Below are 19,672 nucleotides of genomic sequence, written 5' to 3' on the forward strand. Positions count from 1 at the left end.
GCAATTGTGCCCGCTTTCAAAGGGAGGAAGCTATGAGGAAGGCATTATTGCTGACAGCTGCCGCAGTCCTGGCGTTCACGGCCGGCGAGGCCATGGCCGCCAAGAAGCAGCTCGTCATCGTCGTCAAGGGCCTCGACAACCCGTTCTTCGAGGCGATCAACCAGGGTTGCCAGAAGTGGAACAAGGAAAACGCATCCGCCGAATATGAATGCTTCTACACCGGCCCGGCATCGACCTCCGATGAAGCCGGCGAGGCGCAGATTGTCCAGGATATGCTTGGCAAGGCGGATACGGCGGCGATTGCCATCTCGCCGTCGAACGCCAAGCTGATCGCCCAGACGCTGAAGACCGCCAATCCGAGCGTTCCCGTCATGACGCTCGACGCCGATCTGGCGGCCGAGGATTCCGCTTTGCGCAAGACCTATCTCGGCACCGACAACTATCTGATGGGCGCCAAGATCGGCGAATATATCAAGAAGGCCAAGCCGAAGGGCGGCAAGATCTGCACCATCGAAGGCAATCCCGGCGCTGACAATATTCTGCGCCGCGCCCAGGGCATGCGCGATACGCTGAGCGGCAAGAAGGGGCTCGATGCCCTGAAGGGCGAAGGCGGCTGGACCGAGGTGGCCGGCTGCCCGGTCTTTACCAATGACGACGGCGCCAAGGGCGTGCAGGCGATGACCGACATCCTCGCCGCCAATCCCGATCTCGACGCCTTCGGCATCATGGGCGGCTGGCCGCTGTTCGGCGCCCCGCAGCCCTATCGCGACCTGTTCAAGCCGATGGCCGACAAGATCGCCAAGAACGACTTCGTCATCGGCGCCGCCGACACGATTGGCGACGAAGTGGCGATCGCCAAGGAGGGCCTGGTGACCGCACTGGTCGGCCAGCGGCCGTTCGAAATGGGCTACAAGGCGCCGACCGTGATGATGGACCTGATCGCCGGCAAGAAGGTCGACGATCCTGTCTTCACCGGGCTTGATGAGTGCACCAAGGATACGGTGGATACCTGCATTCAGAAGTGATGCAGCCCGGCGCGCCCGCTCAGCGGGCCGCCGGATATCACGCTTGCGCAAATATCCAATCGGAAAAGGCACGCATGGCCGGGGTGACCGGCCGTGACTGCAGGCGCGTCAGCCAGTAGCTTCCGAGCGATATGGTCGTGGTAAAGGGCTGAACGATCGCACCTGACGAGAGGTGCCTGGAGAACATCGAGGGCGGCGCCAGCGCGACGCCGAGCCCCTGCAGGGCGGCCTCCATCATGGCGACGGAGGAATCGAAGACGATGCCGGCATTGACCTGTGCCGCCGGCGGCACCCCGGCGGCGGCAAACCAGGTGCTCCATTCATCCGCGCGGTAGCTGCGCAGCAGCGTTGCCCCGGCAAGATCTGCCGGCGTCCGCAGATCGTCGGCCAGTTCGGGGATGCAGAGGGCCGAGAGCGGCGCCTCGAACAGGTGCTGCGCCTCGGTGCCGTGCCATAAGCCGCTGCCGAAGCGGATGGCAAAGTCGAGCCCCTCGGCGGCGGGATCGACGCGGTTATTGTTGGTGGAAACCCGTATGTCGATGAAGGGATGGCGGCGCTGGAAATCGGCAAGCCTCGGCAGGAGCCAGCCGACCGCGAAGGTGCCGATGACGCCGAGGAACAGCAATTCGCGCACCTCTCCGGCCTCGATCCGGTCGAGCGTCGTCGCCATTTGGTCGAAGGAGGCGGTCACTGTCGGCAGCAGCGCCTCGCCTTCCGCGGTGATTTTCAGCCCGCGCGGCAGACGCTGGAACAGCGCGACGCCGAGCCGCTTTTCCAGCCCCTTGACCTGCTGACTGACGGCCGCCTGAGTGACGCAGAGCTCGATTGCGGCGCGGGTAAAGCTCAGATGCCGTGCCGAGGCTTCGAAGGCTCTGAGGCCGTTCAAGGGGAGGAATTGGCGAACCATCGAAGCCCTAGAATTTCTTGCAGCTGCTGCGAGATATCATCGTTTGCCCCTGGAAAACAGGGCCGCTAAACGCCTCCGTGGGCGCATTTTGCGCTCGTGGCGACCGCCCTGGCGATGTGGAGGATGATTGTGAGAAACCTTGGCATAAAATTTTTGTCGGCCGCTTTGATCTCGGCATGCGCTGCAGCAAGCGGCTTTGCCGCCGATGAGGCGGAGGTGCGAGCGATCGCGGATGCGGCGATCAAGCCGATCATGGAAAAATACGCCATTCCCGGGGTGGCCGTCGGCATCACCGTCGACGGCCGCGATCATATCTTCACCTACGGCGTCGAATCAAAGGAGACGGGCAGACCGGTTGCGTCGACCACGCTCTTCGAACTTGGCTCGATCAGCAAGACCTTCACCGCGACGCTCGCCTCCTATGCCGAGGCGACGGGAGAGCTCTCTTTGTCCGATCCGGTGGCCAAACATCTTCCTGCGATGAAGGGAAGACCGTTCGGTGATGTCGCGCTGATTAACCTCGGCACCCATACGGCTGGCGGTTTTCCGCTGCAGGTGCCCGAAGACCTCAAAAGCGAAGGCCAGCTGATGGCATATCTTGCGGCATGGCGCCCCTCCTACGCGGCCGGGACTCGGCGCAGCTATGCCAATCCGAGCATCGGCATGCTCGGCTTCATCACGGCGAAAGCCATGCGCGGCGATTTCGCGGATCTGATGGAAGGCAGGCTGTTTTCCGCGCTCGGCTTGAGCAGCACCTATCTCAGCGTGCCGAAGTCGCGGCAGGGCGATTACGCCCAGGGTTATAAGCGCAGCGGCGAGCCGGCAAGGCTGACGCCGGCCATGCTTTCCGCCGAGGCCTATGGCGTAAGGTCCACTGCCGGCGACATGATCCGCTTCGTCGGCGCCCATATGGGCATGGCGAAGCTCGACGGAAAACTGCAGCAGGCGATCGACAAGACCCACACCGGTTATTACAGCGTCGGGGCGATGGTCCAGGATCTGATCTGGGAGCAATATGCCTATCCCGTCCCCCTGCAGAGCCTGCTTGAGGGCAATTCGCCGGCGATGCTGAAGACCACCCCGGTCGCCGCGCTGCAGCCGCCGATGAAACCGCGCGGCGAAGTGTGGATCAACAAGACCGGCTCGACCAATGGCTTCGGCGCCTATGTCGCCTTCATTCCCAGCAAGCGCGTCGGCATCGTCATCCTCGCCAATAAAAATTACCCCAACGAGGACCGGGTTGCCGCGGCCTATCGGGTATTGACCGCGCTTGCGGCCGATTGATCGAAAACAGCGCCACGGATGCGGGGCCGACTGCCTGTCGCGGCCTGCCTCGATCCGAACGATGCGCTGTCCTTGAGAGTCGGACTTTAGCCCGATGCGCGCCTTCGCCCGTGTGATAGAGAAATTGCCTTGCGGAAATGCTGCGACGCAACAGGGCCACAATCTTGCGAAATACTGCGAAAATCGAGCGGCGGCATGTACACGTGCATCTTCGCTGCTCTTCGAAGAGGGAAATACTACTCAGGGTAACATGGATTAATAATTAAGATTAATAAGCGAGTATTTTTTAGAATTGTTCGAGGTAATTGCCAGTTCTTACAGGTGATGCTAATGGATAATCACCTTTCTTCAAGTCAAGAGGCGCAATCCAGTGAAAAGCGTATTGATATCTGGCGGAGCAGGGTTTATCGGCTCGCATCTTTGCGATCGGCTTTTGCTTAGGAATGACGTTCAGAAGCTCGTCGTTGTTGATAATCTCTGGACGGGACTATTCGAGAATATTTCGCACATCAGGGATCCCCGCTTTCACTTCGTGAAATCGGACGTGGAGACCTTGCAGACTTCGGAAAAATTCGACGAGATCTACCATCTCGCCTCCCCGGCATCGCCGCCCTGGTACATGAAGGAACCGAAGCGGACGATTTCGGCGAACCTCCTTGGCGCGTTCCGGCTTCTCGATCTGTTGAAGAAGGGCGGACGCTTCGGTTACACCTCCTCCTCCGAAATCTACGGCGATCCTCTGGTGTCGCCGCAGCCGGAATCCTACAAGGGGCAGGTCGACTGTACCGGCCCTCGCTCGTCCTACGACGAGAGCAAGAGATGCACCGAAGCGCTGCTGTTCGAGATGCAGCGCACCAAGGGGCTGAACGTCAAGGTTATCCGCCCCTTCAATATTTACGGTCCGCGCACCCGGCCCGACGACGGCCGCGCCGTCTCCAACTTCGTCACCCAGGCGCTTTCGGGCCGCCCGATCACCGTATTCGGCGACGGCAAGCAGTCGCGCAGCTGGGGCTATGTCGACGACATCGTCGATGGTTTCGCGCGCTATTTCTGGATCAACGAGACCGACTACAAGGGGCCTTTGAATATCGGCAACGACCGCGAGATTACCGTTCTCGAAGTCGCAAAATATGTTTCCAAGTTGGTCGGCGGCGTGCCGATCGTCTTCGAGCCATCGCCGCCGCAGGATCCGACCAACAGGCGGCCGGACCTGACGCGCGCCTACGCCGTCATGCCCGAGTGGTCGTGCAAGGTCAGCTACGAACAGGGCGTGGCGATGACGCTCGACTGGTTCAGAGAAAAGATAAAGGTGGGGGCGGCCTGATAACCGCCGGGGTTTTAAGGCCTTCCCGCATTCCGGGCAGGGCCTTGTGCCAGCCTGTGCTCGTGGCGCGTTGAGAGAGTAACGATGCAGGAAATCATTCCGTCCGACCTGGCGACTGTCAATTTTCCCGTACCGATTCACTATCTCGATCTCGCATCGCATCAGCCGGATGCCGTCACCGCGCCGATATCGGCCGGGCTGGTGGTCTTTCTCGCCGACGGCCTCCCCGTCGGACAGGCCTATGTCGACCGGCCCGAAGCTGCGGCCGAGCTTGCCGGACGTGCCGTGCGGCCGGATACGCTTGCGCATGCGCGTGAGGTCGCCCAGCAATCTCTTCAAAATCGCGATGTCAGCATTCTGATCTGCACCAAGGACCGGCCGGAAGAGCTGCGCCGGTGCCTCGCTTCGATCCCCGAACAATCGCTGAAGCCGGCCGAGATTATCGTGGTCGACAATGCGTCTTCAGGCGATGCGACCCGCCGTGTGGTCGAGGACGCAGGCGCCACCTATGTCCGCGAAAACCGGGTCGGGCTGGATTTTGCCCGCAATGCCGCAATCCGCGCGGCAAAAACCGAATTCGTCGCCTTTACCGACGACGACGTCGTTCTCCACCAGCGATGGCTGGAGAACCTGATGAAGGCGTTCGACCGGCCGGAGATCGGCTGCGTCACCGGCCTGATCCTGCCCGGAGAACTGGCAACGCCAGCGCAGTTCATCTTCGAAAAGCACTGGGGTTTCGGCCGCGGTTACATCAGGCAGGATTTCGGCCGGGATTTCTACGAAAGCCACAGGCGCTACGGCGCGCCGGTCTGGACGATCGGCGCCGGCGCAAGCCAAGCCTTCCGCCGCAAGGTATTCGACGAGATCGGCCTGTTCGACGTCCGCCTCGATATGGGTGCGGCCGGCTGCTCGGGCGACTCCGAATATTGGAACCGCCTGCTGCATCACGGCCATGTCTGCCGCTACGAGCCGACCGCCGTCTCCTGGCACTTTCATCGCAAGGATATGAAGGGGCTCGCCAGGCAGATCCAGCAATATATGAGCGGCCATATCGCCGCGCTGCTGGTGCAGTATCAGAACACCGGCAACGGCGGCAACCTCCGCCGCATCCTCATCTCCTTCCCGAAATATTTCGCCGGCAGGCTGCGCAAACGCCTGCGCAGGGGCGCTACTTCGCACGATTTCTTCCTGAAGCAGGAGATGCTCGGCAGTGTCAACGGCGCGCTCTACGTCCTGCGCCGCTGGAAGATGCGCGCATGGTGACAGCTATGGCGCCGGAAATTTCCTTCCTTATTCCTGCATACAATGCACAGGACACGCTTGCCGAAGCGCTCGCCAGCCTGCAGCGGCAGACGAAAGCGAACTGGCAGGCGGTGGTGGTCGACGACGGTTCGAGCGACCGCACCTGGGAGCTGCTCGAGGCGCTTGCCGCCGCCGACAGCCGCATCGTCGCCGCCCGCCAGGCCAATACAGGTGCTGCGGCGGCCAGAAACCATGCTGCCCGCCTAGCCGCCGCCCCCCTGCTCTGCATGCTCGACGCCGACGACTGGCTGGATCCGGCCTTCATCGAAACCATGCTGCCGATGGCGGCGGATGGATCGCCGCCCGCCATCGCCTATTGCTCCTATCGTCGGGTTGCCCCGGACGGCCGGCCGATGCCGGTGGAACAGGCGCCGCTCCTTGCCGGCGATGCCGCCAAGCGCGAATTCTCGTCCTTCTGCGCGCTCGCCATTCATACGGTGGTCTTTCCCAAAAGCCTTTTCGAACGGGTCGGCGGCATGGATGAGGACCTGCAGACCTGCGAGGAGTGGGATCTCTGGCTGCGCATGGCCTTTGCGGGGGCAGAATTTCGCCGTGTCGACGCTTGCCTGGCTTTCTATCGCATGAAGCCGGGCTCGCTTTCCGGCGATCCGACGAAGCTGGTGCGTGACGCCATTTCCGTGACTGCGAAGGCCGAGGCACTGCGCCGGCAGCACGGCTTGCCGGCCGAGGGGCCGGAGACCGGCTGGATCACGCCCGCCGTCAGCCGATTGCGCATGCTCGTCTGGGTCGTCGCGGCCAAGCACGATCCGACCCTCGATATAGCAGCTCTTGCCGCCCTGCTGCCGGACATGCCGGATGTTGCAGGCTATGAGAGCTTTTTTGCCGGCGTGATCCTGCACGGCCTGCAGACCGGCCTCCTTCCCGACCGGGCCAACGATCTCGTCGATGCACCCGAACAATGGTGGCCGACTTTCAGCCGGCTCGTCCGGCTGATCCAGCGTCATTCCCTGCCCGGCACCGGCCGCAAGATCCTCGAAGCCGCCGCCTGGCAGCTATCCGCCGGCAACCTTCGGCGATCCTTCACGCTCGGCACTGTCCAGGTGGAGAGCGTCACACTCGGCGCCCTGTCCAGGATCGCTAGGGCCGAGCAGGCCGATACCCTGATCATGCACGGTTTTTCCGGCGACGCGCATATCGGCACCTTTGTCGGGCCGCTCTGGGGCGACCTGTCGATCCGGGCGCAGATCCGGCCGATCCTGCAGGAGATGCAGGCGGGAGATCATCTCGAGCAACAGCCCACGCTCGCCTATGCGGCTGCCTGGGCAAGGGAGGCGCTACGCGGCTACCGAAGCTACGGCGGCCTCATCCTCCGCGGCGGCCGGCGGCGGGCTCGCCTCGAAAAGCTTCTGGTGCGGACCGGCCGCAATGCCGTCCTGGCCCAAGCGCCGGGCGACAGGCAGGATAATGACGCCCGCCTATCCGACATCCTGCGCGATCTCGAACGCGGCTTGCCGCCGATGCGGCGTGCAGCCGCCGCGGCGCCGCAGAATGAAAAGCCGGCTCCGCAGGCGCAGTCGGCGGAAGACTATTGGGAGCAGGTTTTCGAGCGGCCGGATCCGTGGAATTACCTCTCCGTCTACGAGCAGGTCAAATATGCGCAGACATTGAGCCTTGTCCCGCAGGGGACCGAAACGGCTCTGGAACTTGCCTGCGCCGAGGGGATCTTTACCGAGAAGCTGGCGCGCGCGGTCGGCCGGGTGACGGCCACCGATATTTCGCAGCGGGCGATCGACAGGGCTGCCAAGCGCTGCCGCGATCTCTCCAATGTCGAGCTCCGGGTTCTCGACTTCGTCAGACAACAGCTTCCCCCCGATCAGGATCTCATCCTTTGCTCGGAAGTGCTCTATTACATGAAGGATGAGGAGATGCTTGCGGATATCTGCCGCAAGATGGCGGCGGCGCTGAAGCCGGGGGGATGTCTGATCACCGCCCATCCGCATCTGCGTCGCGACGAACCCGGCCGAACCGGTTTCGATTGGGACCATCCTTTCGGGGTCGAGACGATCAGACGGGTTCTGGCCGAACAGGCGGGACTTGCCCTCGAAGAGACGATCGATACCGCGCTTTACGCCATCCACCGCTTCCGCAAAGCCACGGTGGCCGATCCCGTCCTGCGGGCCGAGACGCATGGAACGCCGCTGGACGTCGATGTGGCAAAGCACATCATCTCAGGACCGGCGGGCATCGCGCGCGAGGCGGCATGGGCAACCGAGGTGACGACCTCCGTCCCCATCCTGATGTATCACCGGATCGCCGAGGACGGCCCCGCCGCGCTGCGGCGCTTCCGCACGCCGCCGGATATGTTCCGCAAGCAGATGCAATTCCTGCGCCGGCACGGCTATTACGCCGTGACCGCGCCGACGCTCGCCAATCTTTTGCGCAGCGGCAAGCCGATCCAGGGCCGGCCGGTCATGCTGAGCTTCGACGACGCCTATCTCGATTTCCGTACCAACGCCTTCCCGATCCTGGCCGAGAATGATTTCAGCGCCGACGTCTTCGTCGTCACCGACAAGGTCGGCGGCCGCTCGGACTGGGATTGCGCCTATGGCGAGCCGGCGGCGCTGATGGAGTGGCCGGATATGCAGGACCTGCAGCAGAAAGGCATTAGCTTCGGCTCCCATCTCGCCTCCCACACGCCGGCGAGCGCGATGGAAAACGATGCCTTGCTCGCCGAAGCCCGGCGGTCGCGCCATGCGTTGGAAACCCGACTGGGCAGCTCCGTGGTTTCGATCGCGCTGCCCTACGGTGCCACCGACTTCAGGGTGCCAGGCATTCTTTCCCTTGCAGGCTATACGATCGGCTTCACCACACGCGCCGCGACAGCCGCCTTTTCCGACAATGTCTTCGGCCTGCCGCGCCTCGAAGTTCGTGGCGACCGGCCGCTTGAAGCCTTCCCCGCACTGATGGGCCTGCCCGGAGCCTTTATCGGATGACAATCATGAGCACCGCAGCGACCCCTTTGATCACCGCCGTCATCCCGGCCTACAACGCCGAAAAGATGCTTCTCGAAACGTTGCAAAGCGTCTCGAACCAAACCTACGACAAGCTCGAGATCCTTGTGGTCGATGACGGATCGCGGGACGGCACCTTTGCGCTTGCCAGCGACTATGGCCTCACCGACCGCCGTGTCCGGGTCCTCCGTCAGGTCAATGGCGGCGTTGCCCGGGCCCGCAATCACGGCATCGCCGAGGCGCGGGGCGCCTATGTGGCGCCTGTCGACGCCGACGACATATGGCATCCCGAGAAGATCGAGCGCCAGCTGCAGTCGCTGCGAAAATATCCCGGCGGCCGTGGCGTCGCCTACAACTGGTATGCGGCGATCGACGAAAACGGCGTCATTTTCGGCCATTCACGCCCGGTCCTGCATGAAGGCAACATCTTCGAACCGTTGCTGCGGGAGAACTTCATCGGCAATGGCAGCACGCCGCTGATGCCGCGCGCCGAGGTTCTGCGCTGCGGCGGCTACGACGCCGGCCTACGCGACAGCGGCGCCGAAGGCTGCGAGGATCTCAAGCTCTATCTCGCCTTGGCTGAGAGCCTGCCATTCGCACTGGTTCCCGATTTCCTCACCGGTTATCGCTTCACCCGGGGAAACATGTCGAGCAACGCCTATCGGATGCTGCAATCCCACGCCCTGGTGATGGCGCCCCTCATCGAGCGCTACCCGCATCTGAGGCGCGATATCCAGACTGCCAAATTCAACACGACGCACTGGTATTTCAACAAGGCCCTTGCAAACCGCGATTTTGCCCAGGCCAAGAAGCTGGCGCCGATGCTGGCGATGCAATACGGCCCGCAGCTGATCGTCCATGGCCTGCAGCAGAGCTTTCGTCTGGCAAAACGCCAGGGCGTGCGGATTGCAAGACAGATCCTGCGAAAGCCTACACGATCGAAGACCCGCCTGGCGGGTGCCGCCGTTCCGCAGGCCGGCACGCGATACAGCGATCGTTTCCTGCCGCTCTGCGGCGTGCTCAGCCCGACATCGTCGCGGATGGCTGACAATGAATAGGTTTCGGAAATCCACCCCCCGCACGGCCGGCGCCTACAACATGGTCATCGCGGCCCGCTACCGCGAGCTTCAACAGCTCGTGCCGGCGCTGCGGCTGAAAATGACGGTGATGATCGTCCTCGGCATTCTCACCGGATTTTCGGAGATGGTCGGCATCACCTTTCTGGTGAGCCTCGTCTTTGTTCTCGGCCAGCAGGGCGCAGCTTCCGGCTCCGCCGTTGCCGGGCTTCCGGCGTTTTTCGGCGGCGTCGACCTCAGTCTTTCCAAACCCGTGCTGATCGGCATCCTCATCGCCTCCATCCTGCTGCGCATTCTTCTCGGATTCGTCAATTCGCTGATCACAAGCACGATCAACCACAAGATCAGCGATCGCATGCGCGACCGCCTCTACGCCAAGATCCTGACCATCCCGTTCCAGCGCTTTCAGCACTATGAGCGCAGCGATCTGATCAATGTGATCGCCACCGAAGCCTATGCGGTATCCTCGGCACATGCGAGCTTGGTGCGTCTCGGTGTCAATTTCGGCACGATCGTCATCTTCGGCATCGGCATGCTTGTGATGGCTTGGCCGATTGCCTTGCTCGGGCTTGCCTTCGGCTTCGTCCATAACTTCGCCTTGGGGTTCTTTGCCGGCGCCTACCGGCGCCTTGGCGCCTCGGCGCTGGCCGCCGTCGAAGCCTTGACGCAGCTGAGCTGGACGACGCTGCAGACCTTGAAGGCGGTCAAAAGCTTTGGCCTCGAGCAGCGCCACCAGCAGCTCTTCGCAGCACTTTCCAGGGAAGTCGGCCGAACCTGGCGCCACTCGGACTGGATGGGGGCGGCGACCTCGCTGTTGAGCGAAATCCTGACCTTCGGGATCATCCTGACGATCATCCTGTCCTCGGAATTCCTGCCGGTGGATTTCAAGGCAGCGCTTTCGGCCACCATCCTTCTCTACAGGCTTCAGCCTCATATCAAGGGATTCGACTCCCAGATCCTGCGTCTTTACGAGATGGAAGCGTCGCTGCAGAACGTCCTGGCGCTGCTTTCCGAAAGGGACGACACCAAGCAGGCGGCGCAAGGCGTTCCGGTCCCCCGCCTGGCGGAAGCCATCGTCTTCCACGACGTCTCCTTCACCTATGAGCAGGCGAACGCGCCGGCCGTTCAAAACCTCAACTTCTCGATCAAGGCAGGCGAAACGACGGCTCTGACCGGGCCAAGCGGCTCCGGCAAAACGACAATCCTGAACATGATCCTCGATCTTACCCGTCCGACGCGCGGCAGAATCACCATCGACGGCAGGGACCTCGCCGATGTCGACCGCGCGAGCTGGCTGCACCTGCTCTCGGTCTCGGGCCAGGATGTCGAACTGATGGAGGGCACGGTCTTCGACAACATCCGCTTCCGTCGCGATATTTCCGATGAGGACGTCAGGTGGGCCGCCGATGTCGCCTGCGCCACGGAATTCATCGAAAACCTGCCGGAAGGCTTCGACGAATGGCTGGGTGACGAGGCGGTGCGGCTTTCAGGCGGACAGCGCCAGCGCATCGGCCTGGCGCGTGCGCTGGCCGGCCGGCCGCAGATCCTGCTCCTGGACGAAGCCACGAGCGCGCTCGATGAAAATACCGAGATGCGGGTGTTTTCGGCAATCAAGGAAGATCCCGGCCGAACGCTGATCGTCGTCAGCCACCGCCCTGCGGTCGCCAGGATGATGAGGAACCAGATAGATCTTCGCCCGCCAACACTCGCAACCAAACTCGGGTGACGGCGATGGAGATGTCGAGCACGTCAGAAATTTTGGTCGCGGTGGTGATCCCCGCCTATAATGCCAGCGACTATATTGACCAGACGCTTCGGTCCGTCATCGATCAGACCCACAAGGCGCTGGAGATCATTGTCGTCGACGATGGCTCGACCGATGAGACAGCCTCCATCTGCCGCCGCTTCGCCGCTGCCGATCCGAGAATCAAGCTTCTTTCGACGGAAAACCGCGGCGTCGCCGCGGCGCGCAATACCGGGATCGCCGCATCGAAGGCCGGCTATCTCGCCTTCCTTGATGCAGACGACCTCTGGCATCCGACGTATGTCGAAAGGATGTTGTCGGCGCTCCATCCGCTGCCCGAGGCCTGGGGTGCCGTTTATGCCCTTCACCGTTTCGTCGATTCCGAGGGATATTGTACGCGGTCCGGCTCGTCGCTCAGCGCTCGCGATTCCATTCTGATCCGCCATCTCGTCTTCCGCTTCGTCGGCAATGGCAGCGGCTTCATGGTGCGCCGTGCCGTCATCGACAAGATCGGCGGCTACGATCCGAGCTATGCCAATCAGGGAATCGGAGGATGCGAAGACTTCGATTTCGAACTCCGCACCGCCGAGCATTTCAAGATCGAGGCAGTGCCACTCGGGCTGGTGGGCTATCGCGTTCATGCTGCGGCCATGTCTGCCGACAGATCCCGAATGGCGCAATCGCTTCTGGCCGTCTACGAGCGATGCGTCGCGCGCAATCCGCAGCTTCCTGCTTTCGTCGTCAGCTGCGCCCGCGCCTCGGCCCACCTCTATGCATTCTCAAAATTTGCGGCTTTGAAAGATTGGCACAGCGCCGCAATCTCGCTCAAGTACGTCTATCATCATAGTCCATTGCTTGCTGCCAGTGTCATAACCAAACTGATCTTTTCAAAAGCCGCCAGAGCCGCAAACAGGGTGTTGTCGAAAGCCCCGCCGTTCGGGCGGCAAAAGCAGACAAATTTCAAGAAATTCGAGGAAATGGATCCTGTTATACCGCTGGTGGGCGGATGGTCGCGTTTTCGAACGAAAGCCTTGTTCCGGCGCTTGTCGGAAATCGACCGTTGCGGCGGAGATTGCGCTGCGATGTCCAGGAGATAGATTATTCCCGGTTCTGAAGGCCGGCACCTCCGCTCCGTTGTCAACTATTCATTAAATATTCAGTACAAATCGAACGCCACGTAAAATATTTTCCGTCGCAAAAATGACAAAACTGTGGGAAACTATAATCCTCCGCTAATAAGCTGTGACAATATCAAGATTAAGCGCAATCATAGCTACGCACTGTGCAAGCAATCCTACCAGAGGACCCGTCATCCACCCCGGCGGGTCCTCAGCTTTTTGAGGGATGGGTTGCCGCAGGGCGACCGTTATGATCGCTGCATCGGAAAAGAAGTGCTGCGCCGACAGCGATATCCCCTGTTGCGATGGCCTTGCGCAAAACCTGTATATCCGCAAGCAATGATCGGGCACGCGCTCAACGCCAAGTGCTTCCGCTTGGCGCTGACATTACGCGACAGCAATGCGCCCCCCATAGAGATAATGTCATTATTATAAAGTGATAGACGAGATCATCTTTATTATTGAAATAAGCACATCTTGCCGTTATTAACCATAAGACAGCCAGTCATCACAAAACAGAAACTTAAGTACAACCAGCATCTGAAATATATATATTTACCTTTTGATAAAATTTTAATTTTATCTTAATTTATATCCAAAGTTATTGCACATGCCGCTCGACGGCAACCGCCTTACATTCCGGTCGAAAAACATAAGAGATCCTCACATTCTTTCCCTCTCTTCTTTCGTCGTAGCGACGCGGCAAGGCAACACTTGGGAAGAAACAGCCAGGACTAAATTCGACGATCCCAGCATGAGCCGGCCTCGAAAGTGGGCAACAGAATTCAACTTCGAAGAATGACGATCATGAAGGCGAACGGAGGTTTAACATCTTGACATATCAAAGGATAATAGCAGATCACCCCGCAGCGGACAGACCGGCACTGGCAAGCCTTCGACCGGTCACTTCAAATCCGCCAGGAGGTCCGAGACCAAAGAGCCGCAGGCTCAGAGACACCCCCTCTCATCGATCGGCTCCCGGCATGAACAGTCAATCCGCCTGCGTGAAAGACTTCACTCAATTCAACACGCCGAAATGGCTTTTGACTGACCAAATCTGTGTCGAAATGGTCGCACCTCGTCGCTGAATTAACCTTTGATAAAGCATTTGCTTGCTCAACTTATAATTTGTGTCATGTTCACTGCAAGTAGTGAGGAGCTGACCTGATGAGTGATATGGCATCGCAGATCCCGGAATTTGGCTATGATGAACGCGTGATGATCTGCCGCAAACAGATCGAGAAGGCGGTTTATCAGTTCATTGCAAACACGAAGGTCGAGGGGTGCGATCCGGCGGAAGTCGCAATGGCCATTGCGGACATTGCCGACGATTACATTTTACTGCTGGCCCAGAAGCGCAATTTGACCCATTGAGAGCAGCGATCGGCCGGCTCGGCCGATCATCAGACGAGCGCTGAAACCAAACTCGCCGCCGTCTCCTCGCCCGGAGACAACGTCAACGAAACCGCTTACCATTCGTTCTGAAGGTCTATTTGCGCCGGGTATCGAATACCGCCCGAATATGCGGCAGCGGCCCAGGACCCAACCCGGATTTCTCCAAGCTATAACCTAGTCGATTGCGGGCCGCCTCCATCCGGGCAGCGCCTATCCATTGCCGCACGGCCAGTGGCCGCCCTCGCCTTTCGAGGCCCGTGCGGGGCACCTCAGGATGAGGGCGGAGAGGCTGCGGCATTTCTCCGCCAGGCGTAATAATTGTCAGCGCGGCATCCTCCAACCTCCCTCATCCTGAGGGGCGCAGGCCAAGGGCCGGAGCCTCGAAGGACACGCGCAGCCTTGCTTCTTGCATCCATCCCGCCACCAGTGACCGCCTTGCCCCTGCGGGATGCCTCAGATTGAGGTCGGAGAGCGGGGCGCGGCCTTTTTCGCCAAGTATGTTGCCGCCCCCAGTCAATCGGCCGGGTCCAGCGCGCAAAGCAGGCCGTCGACGGGTATCGCGGCCATTCTTTCGCGCTTGATATCGACCCTCCAGGCTTTGACCACGTTCTCCGATCGATAGGAGCCATCCGGCTGTTCCACCATCCTGCCGAGCGCAAAGACGGAGTCCTCAGGAAACCGGGTCGACGAGCAATAGCCCGGCTGCAGAAGTTCGTGGCGGGGACTGGGCTTGGCAATCGTCACTTGATCGATCGCGCTCCAGACGGGAAGGTTTCCATTCCTGCCGGTCTGGCGCTGCAGCACCAGCAAGAGCTTTGTGCCGCATTTGAGCTCGGCTGCCGAATAGGCCGGGCCTCCGGCCATTCCGGTCAAGGCCGTTCCGCTAACTTCCACACAGCCATTCGCAGCCGGAGGCGCCAATTTTCCCCGCGCTTCGCTGGCATGGCCGGCGGCCGGGATCAGGGCGAGAAGAGCGGCGACCGCGGGAAGAGAGCGTGACATGTTTTTCCCGCCTCGCACAAAGCAGCTGAATTTCATACGCCACCCCTCAACCTGGAAGAGAAGACCGTAGCCTTGCTCCGAGGTGAGTCAATCCCCTGCGATTTGCGCGACTTCGGCCGCGGTGGTTGGTGGCCGACCTCGTCCTTCGAGAGCTCCGAAAGCCAGACTAATGTCTCTTTACGCTTACTTGCGGAACAGAGGAACTCAATTCCGCCAGATCCCTCGTCAGCCCCTGGCCGACTTCCTGCTTCACCGCCTCAAGAGCAAGATCGAGGCAATTCGTCGCGAATTGCAGTTTGACATCCTGAGCGACCTGTCGCGCATAGGCGATCATTCGCGCCAATGCGAGCAGTTCGTCCAGACCTTCTTCCGCCCCGAGGTCCGCATTTACGTTAGCAACCGATGTCACGCCCATGCCCATTTCTCCAACGAATTGAAGGAATATTACGCGGGCTGGCGTGGCCGAGCCCGTGAAAAAAGCGTGACACAACTCTCGGTGACGATTGCCGCTTTTGATTCACAAAGCGGGCCGTGTAGGAAATGCGGTCTCGTGCAATTTCCAGGACAAATCAGCATTCACGCGGAGATCGGCGGCTGCCTGCACCGCTTTTAATAGCTCCAGCGCATCGATGCGTTTTTGATCGACGGAATGCGCGGCAAGGGCCGTCAATAGTTTGGCGCGATCCGGCGGCGCTATGCCGGCGCATTGCTCGACGATCGCCCGCCACGTCCGCCTCTTGAAGAAGACGGCGCTCGCGGCATTTTCAAGCTCCCGGCGCACCCCTTCCGGGAGCAGTTCATTCCTTTCCATGACATCGAGCGTGGCGCTGACATTGACGAGCGGTATCGTCAACGGTTTGCTGCCGAGTCCGTGCGGCGCATGCACGAGCGCGACGGCGGCATCATCGACCAGCCGGCCCGAGCGGTAATCTTCGAAGATGCGGCCGATCCCGATCATGCCGAACGAATGGCATTCTGCAGCCCGCAGCGCACCCATGCTTGCCGCCCCCAGAACCGTCACGCCAAGTGAGAGGGCGCGGAGAATTTCCTTATGCCAGACCGGTGCGGCATATTCGAAGCCGCCGTCGATCAGACCGATGACATTGGCACCCTGCTCCGCCGCAGCCAGAACATCCCCCTGCGTCGCAGGCGGCAGGACGCATATCGCCTCGCCGGCAAGCGCGGCTGCGTCTGGAAGACTTGGTCCTGCGAAGATGATCTTCAAAAGCCGATCGCCCTCGCCAGCGCCCTTGTTCCCAACTGCCGAGCACGCTCCCCTTCCGGATTTTCAAGCGCGGGAATAACCACCTTAACGACGCTGAAGGGAAGCGTGTCCTCGCTGAGGCGTACGGCGATGACCGAACCGATCCCTTTTGTTCGCAAGGCCTCCAGTACATGCTGCAGCATCTGCGCCAGATCCCCTGGCCGATGTTCTGGCGCTGGGCGCGGCGATCCGGGGACTGCCTTGAAGGCTCGCCGCAGCAGCGGCGGCAAGGATCGTGTAAAGGTGGCCGGTGAAATATCGTCCCTGGCTCCGCTGATATAGGTGAGCCGCGATTGCGCGGCTTCCGTTACCGCCCGAATGGCTGCGCGCACGGGAGAGGGATGGGCCCCGGTGCCGCCGGTCACCTCGACGAGGCGGATGTCCCTGCCGCCGTGGCGATGCCGCGGGTCTAGAACAGAATCTCCGGGGCCCAGCATGGCGGTGAAGCAGGGAATGGCAATGTCGCTGGTGATATCGAAGAGCCTGAGCGCCAATCCCGACGCTTCGATCTTGCCGACCAACTCGTTCAGGGCGCGATCCTGGAAACCGCAGGGATCGACGCAGCCGGCATAACGATCCGCTTCCGCGCCGACTTGCCACAGCACATGGGCGTCCCGCTCGATCCGCTCGAGCACACCGTGAAAAATCGCTTCCTCGAGGTTGTTTCCCGAGGCCAGGCCGTCCGATGACATCCAGTATCGGGCATCGCGCGTACGGTCGAGAACCACCGCTTCAAAAGGGATATAAATCTGCTCGCCGGTGAGCAAATCGATGCCGGCCACCCAATCCGTCTCCTCGTCTGGGCCGAGCTCGGGTTTATGGATGGCGATCAGGCAGTCCAGCCTATCGATCTCGTATCCCATCGCCCGCAGGCCGGACGCGCTGCCGCGGAACCGATCGACGAAAGGTTCGCCCGCAACGGCCCGCTCCAGGGCTTCCATGACCGTGGACACTTTGGCATCGATATCGGTCAGGCCTTTCCCCTGGGCAATCACGATCGATCGCGAATTCGGGGTATAAGCGCACCAGACGGGGATTCCGACGTCGTCCAGCCCGGTGTGACGCGCAACCCGGGTTATGCCGAACCTGGCCAACAAGGGCTCGACGCGGGAAAGGGTTTCCCGCGGCGATATGATCCTGTCGGAATATATGGACTGGTCCGTCAGAATGCCGGATCAGCCGTCGACGTGGCCGGAAAGAGCGACCTGTGCCGACGAGACGGCGACAGCAAAATCGACGCTCTTCACGAACGTACCACCAGCTTTGCGTAGGCTGCTCGCAGTCGCCAGATCCCCCGTCGGGCTGAGCTGCGTAACCGTGCCCGCATTGAGATCGGCGAGCCAGAGACCCGCCTCGCCCGGTATTCCTATGATGACAGCTTTCGCCATGTAATGCCCCTCAGCTATTGTTAAAACCCGGCCTTCAACAGGCCCTCCCGATATAGCTCTTTTTGCCAATGCTCTTTGAATGGAACGATGGCGAGCCACTTCTCGACGTCGAACACCGGGTTGATGCTTTCGGCGCGTTGCCGATGGAAGAGTGCCCGTTTCCGATCGCCGATCATTGCGCAACTGGCCGCGGCGATGCGATGGGCCGGCGCTTTGTCTTTCATCGCCTCGACATAGGCGATGGCCTCCTCATACTGTTCCAGAAAGAAACTGGCCCCCGCGGCACACCAGAGATAGGCGTCAGGCGCGATCGGATTGAGCGAAATTGCTTTTCTGATCTTGGCGAGCGCGTCGCCGGGGCGGGACGCGTGCACGAGCGTGTCAGCATGGCTATAGATGACATCGGCAAAATGCGGGCTGAGCTCTTCAGCCAGATGAAGGGCCGCGACGCTCGCATCGACATCGCCGAGGTAAAGCTTGGTGACCCCAAGCTCACGATGGCCTGCCGCCGATTGCGGATCCCGCTCGATTGCGCGAAGCGCATGCTGCTCCGCCAGCTGCAGCAGCTCGTTATTTCCCTGCGCCCGGACGAGCCATTCGCTGGTGAAGGTTCTTGCCAGTCCGGTAAACGAGGCGGAGAAATCCGCCTTATACGACAGCGACTGTTTGAACGCCTTCCTTGCCCGGCGGATATGCGGCAATGTCAGCTTGCTCATCAGGCTCGAGCCGACGAGATAGGCGTGATAGGCCCCGGGATTGGCTTCGAAGCGTAACCGTTCTTCCTCGTTCTCGGCTAGCTCGCGGGCCACGGACACGGTCAACTGCTGGGCGATCACCCGCCTCTGCCGCGGCAATATATCGGGGTCCATCGCAAAGCGGTTGGCCCAGATAATCTCGTCCGTGGGGAAATAGATCAGCTGCGCGAACAGCCCCTCTTCGGAAAATCGGGTGTCCAGAAGATAGGCGATCGAGTGCCTGGCGACCACGGCCGCCTTCTCGGAGTCACGGCGGATCTGGCCGGCCGTATGCGGCGCGACAATGGAAATGTTTCGAAGCGCGCACAATTCTATGGTGACGTCTTCGATCAGGGCGTTGGCAAGGGCAAGTCCGGCATCGGCATGCTTGGCTGTCGGGGGAAGCAACACCAGACGGGGCAGGATCAGCGGCCCCGCCGATATGTTTTCGACCTCGGTCGACTGACTGGCAAGCTCGGAACGCTTCACCTCCACCTTTGGGTGGACGTCGCCATTTGCCAGTCTCTCGCCGAACGACGAGCCGCCGGAGAGCTGGTGCAGCAGCGCCCTCACCTGCTCGTCATTCTGATCCCGCTCGAGGAGTTGCAGGGCAGCGCTCGAAATGATGCGCACCGCGCCGGGTTTCTGCACCTCGGGCAAGGCCTCCAGCAAGGCTTGACGCATTTGCAGCGCCTGGACGTCCCGCTGCGCCCTGACCCACGCGCTGATCGGCTTTGTCGCCGGCTTGATATTTCCGATGAAACCGCGCTGGGTCAGTTCGGCGATCGCGTGCAGCCGGTCCAGCGGCGCACCACCGGCTCGAAAGACATCCAGGTCGCTGGAAACCACCTGCGTGTTAAGACGAACCGTCGTGGCGGTGAAATCGAAGGCTAGTTCGGCGCGTCCGCCGTCCATCTCGCGGATGCGAGACAACATTTTGCGCAGATTGAGCCGCGCCAATTCCGGCTCGACGTCGCTCCATAGAAACTGTGCCAGTTCATAGCGGCTGAGCTCATGGCTCGCCCCGGCATAGATATGGGCCATCATCAACAGACCTTTGATCGGATAGCGAACTGGTTCGCCACTCGTCTCGGTCAACCGCAGATCGCCGAATGTCTGCAGATGAAACACGATCCA

At 61.0% G+C, this 19,672-nt stretch carries 16 protein-coding genes; 9 read left to right on the forward strand and 7 right to left on the reverse strand.

The genetic code is table 11. The features are described 5' to 3' along the window. Nucleotides 1-32 precede the first annotated feature (32 nt). The gene (locus AMC88_RS16535) at nt 33-1,025 is read left to right on the forward strand and encodes a sugar-binding protein (protein ID WP_016733826.1); all 993 of its coding nucleotides are present in this window, start codon (nt 33-35) and stop codon (nt 1,023-1,025) included. A gap of 37 nt (nt 1,026-1,062) precedes the next feature. On the opposite strand, the gene AMC88_RS16540 is transcribed toward AMC88_RS16535, so the two are convergent. Then, nucleotides 1,063-1,932: a LysR family transcriptional regulator gene (locus AMC88_RS16540; RefSeq protein WP_064825525.1), complete on the reverse strand. Its 870-nt coding sequence runs from the start codon at nt 1,930-1,932 to the stop codon at nt 1,063-1,065. Nucleotides 1,933-2,055: 123 nt separating this feature from the next. Between AMC88_RS16540 and ampC the strand changes: the two genes are divergently transcribed. The 8 genes from ampC (at nt 2,056) to AMC88_RS16580 (ending at nt 14,126) form a co-directional block, all read left to right on the forward strand. Further along, a complete protein-coding gene (gene ampC, locus AMC88_RS16545; RefSeq protein ID WP_064825526.1) occupies nt 2,056-3,216 on the forward strand; it encodes a class C beta-lactamase in 1,161 nt (386 codons plus the stop codon). A 370-nt stretch (nt 3,217-3,586) separates the two neighbouring features. After that, on the forward strand, nt 3,587-4,540 hold the full coding sequence (locus AMC88_RS16550; protein WP_011426430.1) for an NAD-dependent epimerase/dehydratase family protein: 954 nt from the start codon (nt 3,587-3,589) through the stop codon (nt 4,538-4,540). Between the two features lie 84 nt (nt 4,541-4,624). Next, the gene (locus AMC88_RS16555; RefSeq protein WP_012484875.1) at nt 4,625-5,803 is read left to right on the forward strand and encodes a glycosyltransferase family 2 protein; all 1,179 of its coding nucleotides are present in this window, start codon (nt 4,625-4,627) and stop codon (nt 5,801-5,803) included. Then, nucleotides 5,797-8,796, forward strand: coding sequence for a trifunctional glycosyltransferase/class I SAM-dependent methyltransferase/polysaccharide deacetylase (locus AMC88_RS16560; protein WP_064825527.1), 3,000 nt, complete (start codon nt 5,797-5,799; stop codon nt 8,794-8,796). Before AMC88_RS16555 ends, AMC88_RS16560 begins: the two co-directional genes overlap by 7 nt. A gap of 5 nt (nt 8,797-8,801) precedes the next feature. After that, nucleotides 8,802-9,872: a glycosyltransferase family 2 protein gene (locus tag AMC88_RS16565; RefSeq protein ID WP_184328497.1), complete on the forward strand. Its 1,071-nt coding sequence runs from the start codon at nt 8,802-8,804 to the stop codon at nt 9,870-9,872. After that, complete coding sequence (locus tag AMC88_RS16570) at nt 9,865-11,616, forward strand: ABC transporter ATP-binding protein (protein ID WP_012484878.1); 1,752 nt, start codon at nt 9,865-9,867, stop codon at nt 11,614-11,616. Before AMC88_RS16565 ends, AMC88_RS16570 begins: the two co-directional genes overlap by 8 nt. A gap of 5 nt (nt 11,617-11,621) precedes the next feature. Then, on the forward strand, nt 11,622-12,731 hold the full coding sequence (locus tag AMC88_RS16575; RefSeq protein WP_012484879.1) for a glycosyltransferase family 2 protein: 1,110 nt from the start codon (nt 11,622-11,624) through the stop codon (nt 12,729-12,731). 1,188 nt (nt 12,732-13,919) lie between these two features. Beyond that, nucleotides 13,920-14,126: a hypothetical protein gene (locus AMC88_RS16580; RefSeq protein WP_004676311.1), complete on the forward strand. Its 207-nt coding sequence runs from the start codon at nt 13,920-13,922 to the stop codon at nt 14,124-14,126. Between the two features lie 534 nt (nt 14,127-14,660). Here AMC88_RS16580 and AMC88_RS16585 read toward each other — a convergent pair. From AMC88_RS16585 to AMC88_RS16610, 6 genes are all read right to left on the reverse strand, one after another. Then, nucleotides 14,661-15,149, reverse strand: coding sequence for a hypothetical protein (locus AMC88_RS16585; protein WP_041683744.1), 489 nt, complete (start codon nt 15,147-15,149; stop codon nt 14,661-14,663). A 166-nt stretch (nt 15,150-15,315) separates the two neighbouring features. Beyond that, nucleotides 15,316-15,564, reverse strand: coding sequence for a hypothetical protein (locus AMC88_RS16590; RefSeq protein WP_037116551.1), 249 nt, complete (start codon nt 15,562-15,564; stop codon nt 15,316-15,318). A gap of 102 nt (nt 15,565-15,666) precedes the next feature. After that, on the reverse strand, nt 15,667-16,374 hold the full coding sequence (locus AMC88_RS16595; RefSeq protein ID WP_064825529.1) for a TfuA-like protein: 708 nt from the start codon (nt 16,372-16,374) through the stop codon (nt 15,667-15,669). Further along, complete coding sequence (locus tag AMC88_RS16600) at nt 16,371-17,546, reverse strand: YcaO-like family protein (protein WP_041683745.1); 1,176 nt, start codon at nt 17,544-17,546, stop codon at nt 16,371-16,373. The genes AMC88_RS16595 and AMC88_RS16600 overlap by 4 nt, the downstream gene beginning before the upstream one ends. Before the next feature lie 42 nt (nt 17,547-17,588). Next, nucleotides 17,589-17,801, reverse strand: coding sequence for a hypothetical protein (locus AMC88_RS16605; RefSeq protein ID WP_009999342.1), 213 nt, complete (start codon nt 17,799-17,801; stop codon nt 17,589-17,591). Between the two features lie 20 nt (nt 17,802-17,821). Next, the gene (locus AMC88_RS16610) at nt 17,822-19,666 is read right to left on the reverse strand and encodes a hypothetical protein (protein ID WP_064829998.1); all 1,845 of its coding nucleotides are present in this window, start codon (nt 19,664-19,666) and stop codon (nt 17,822-17,824) included. Between the last annotated feature and the right edge of the window lie 6 nt (nt 19,667-19,672).

The organism is Rhizobium phaseoli, assembly GCF_001664385.1.
Taxonomy (GTDB): domain Bacteria; phylum Pseudomonadota; class Alphaproteobacteria; order Rhizobiales; family Rhizobiaceae; genus Rhizobium; species Rhizobium phaseoli.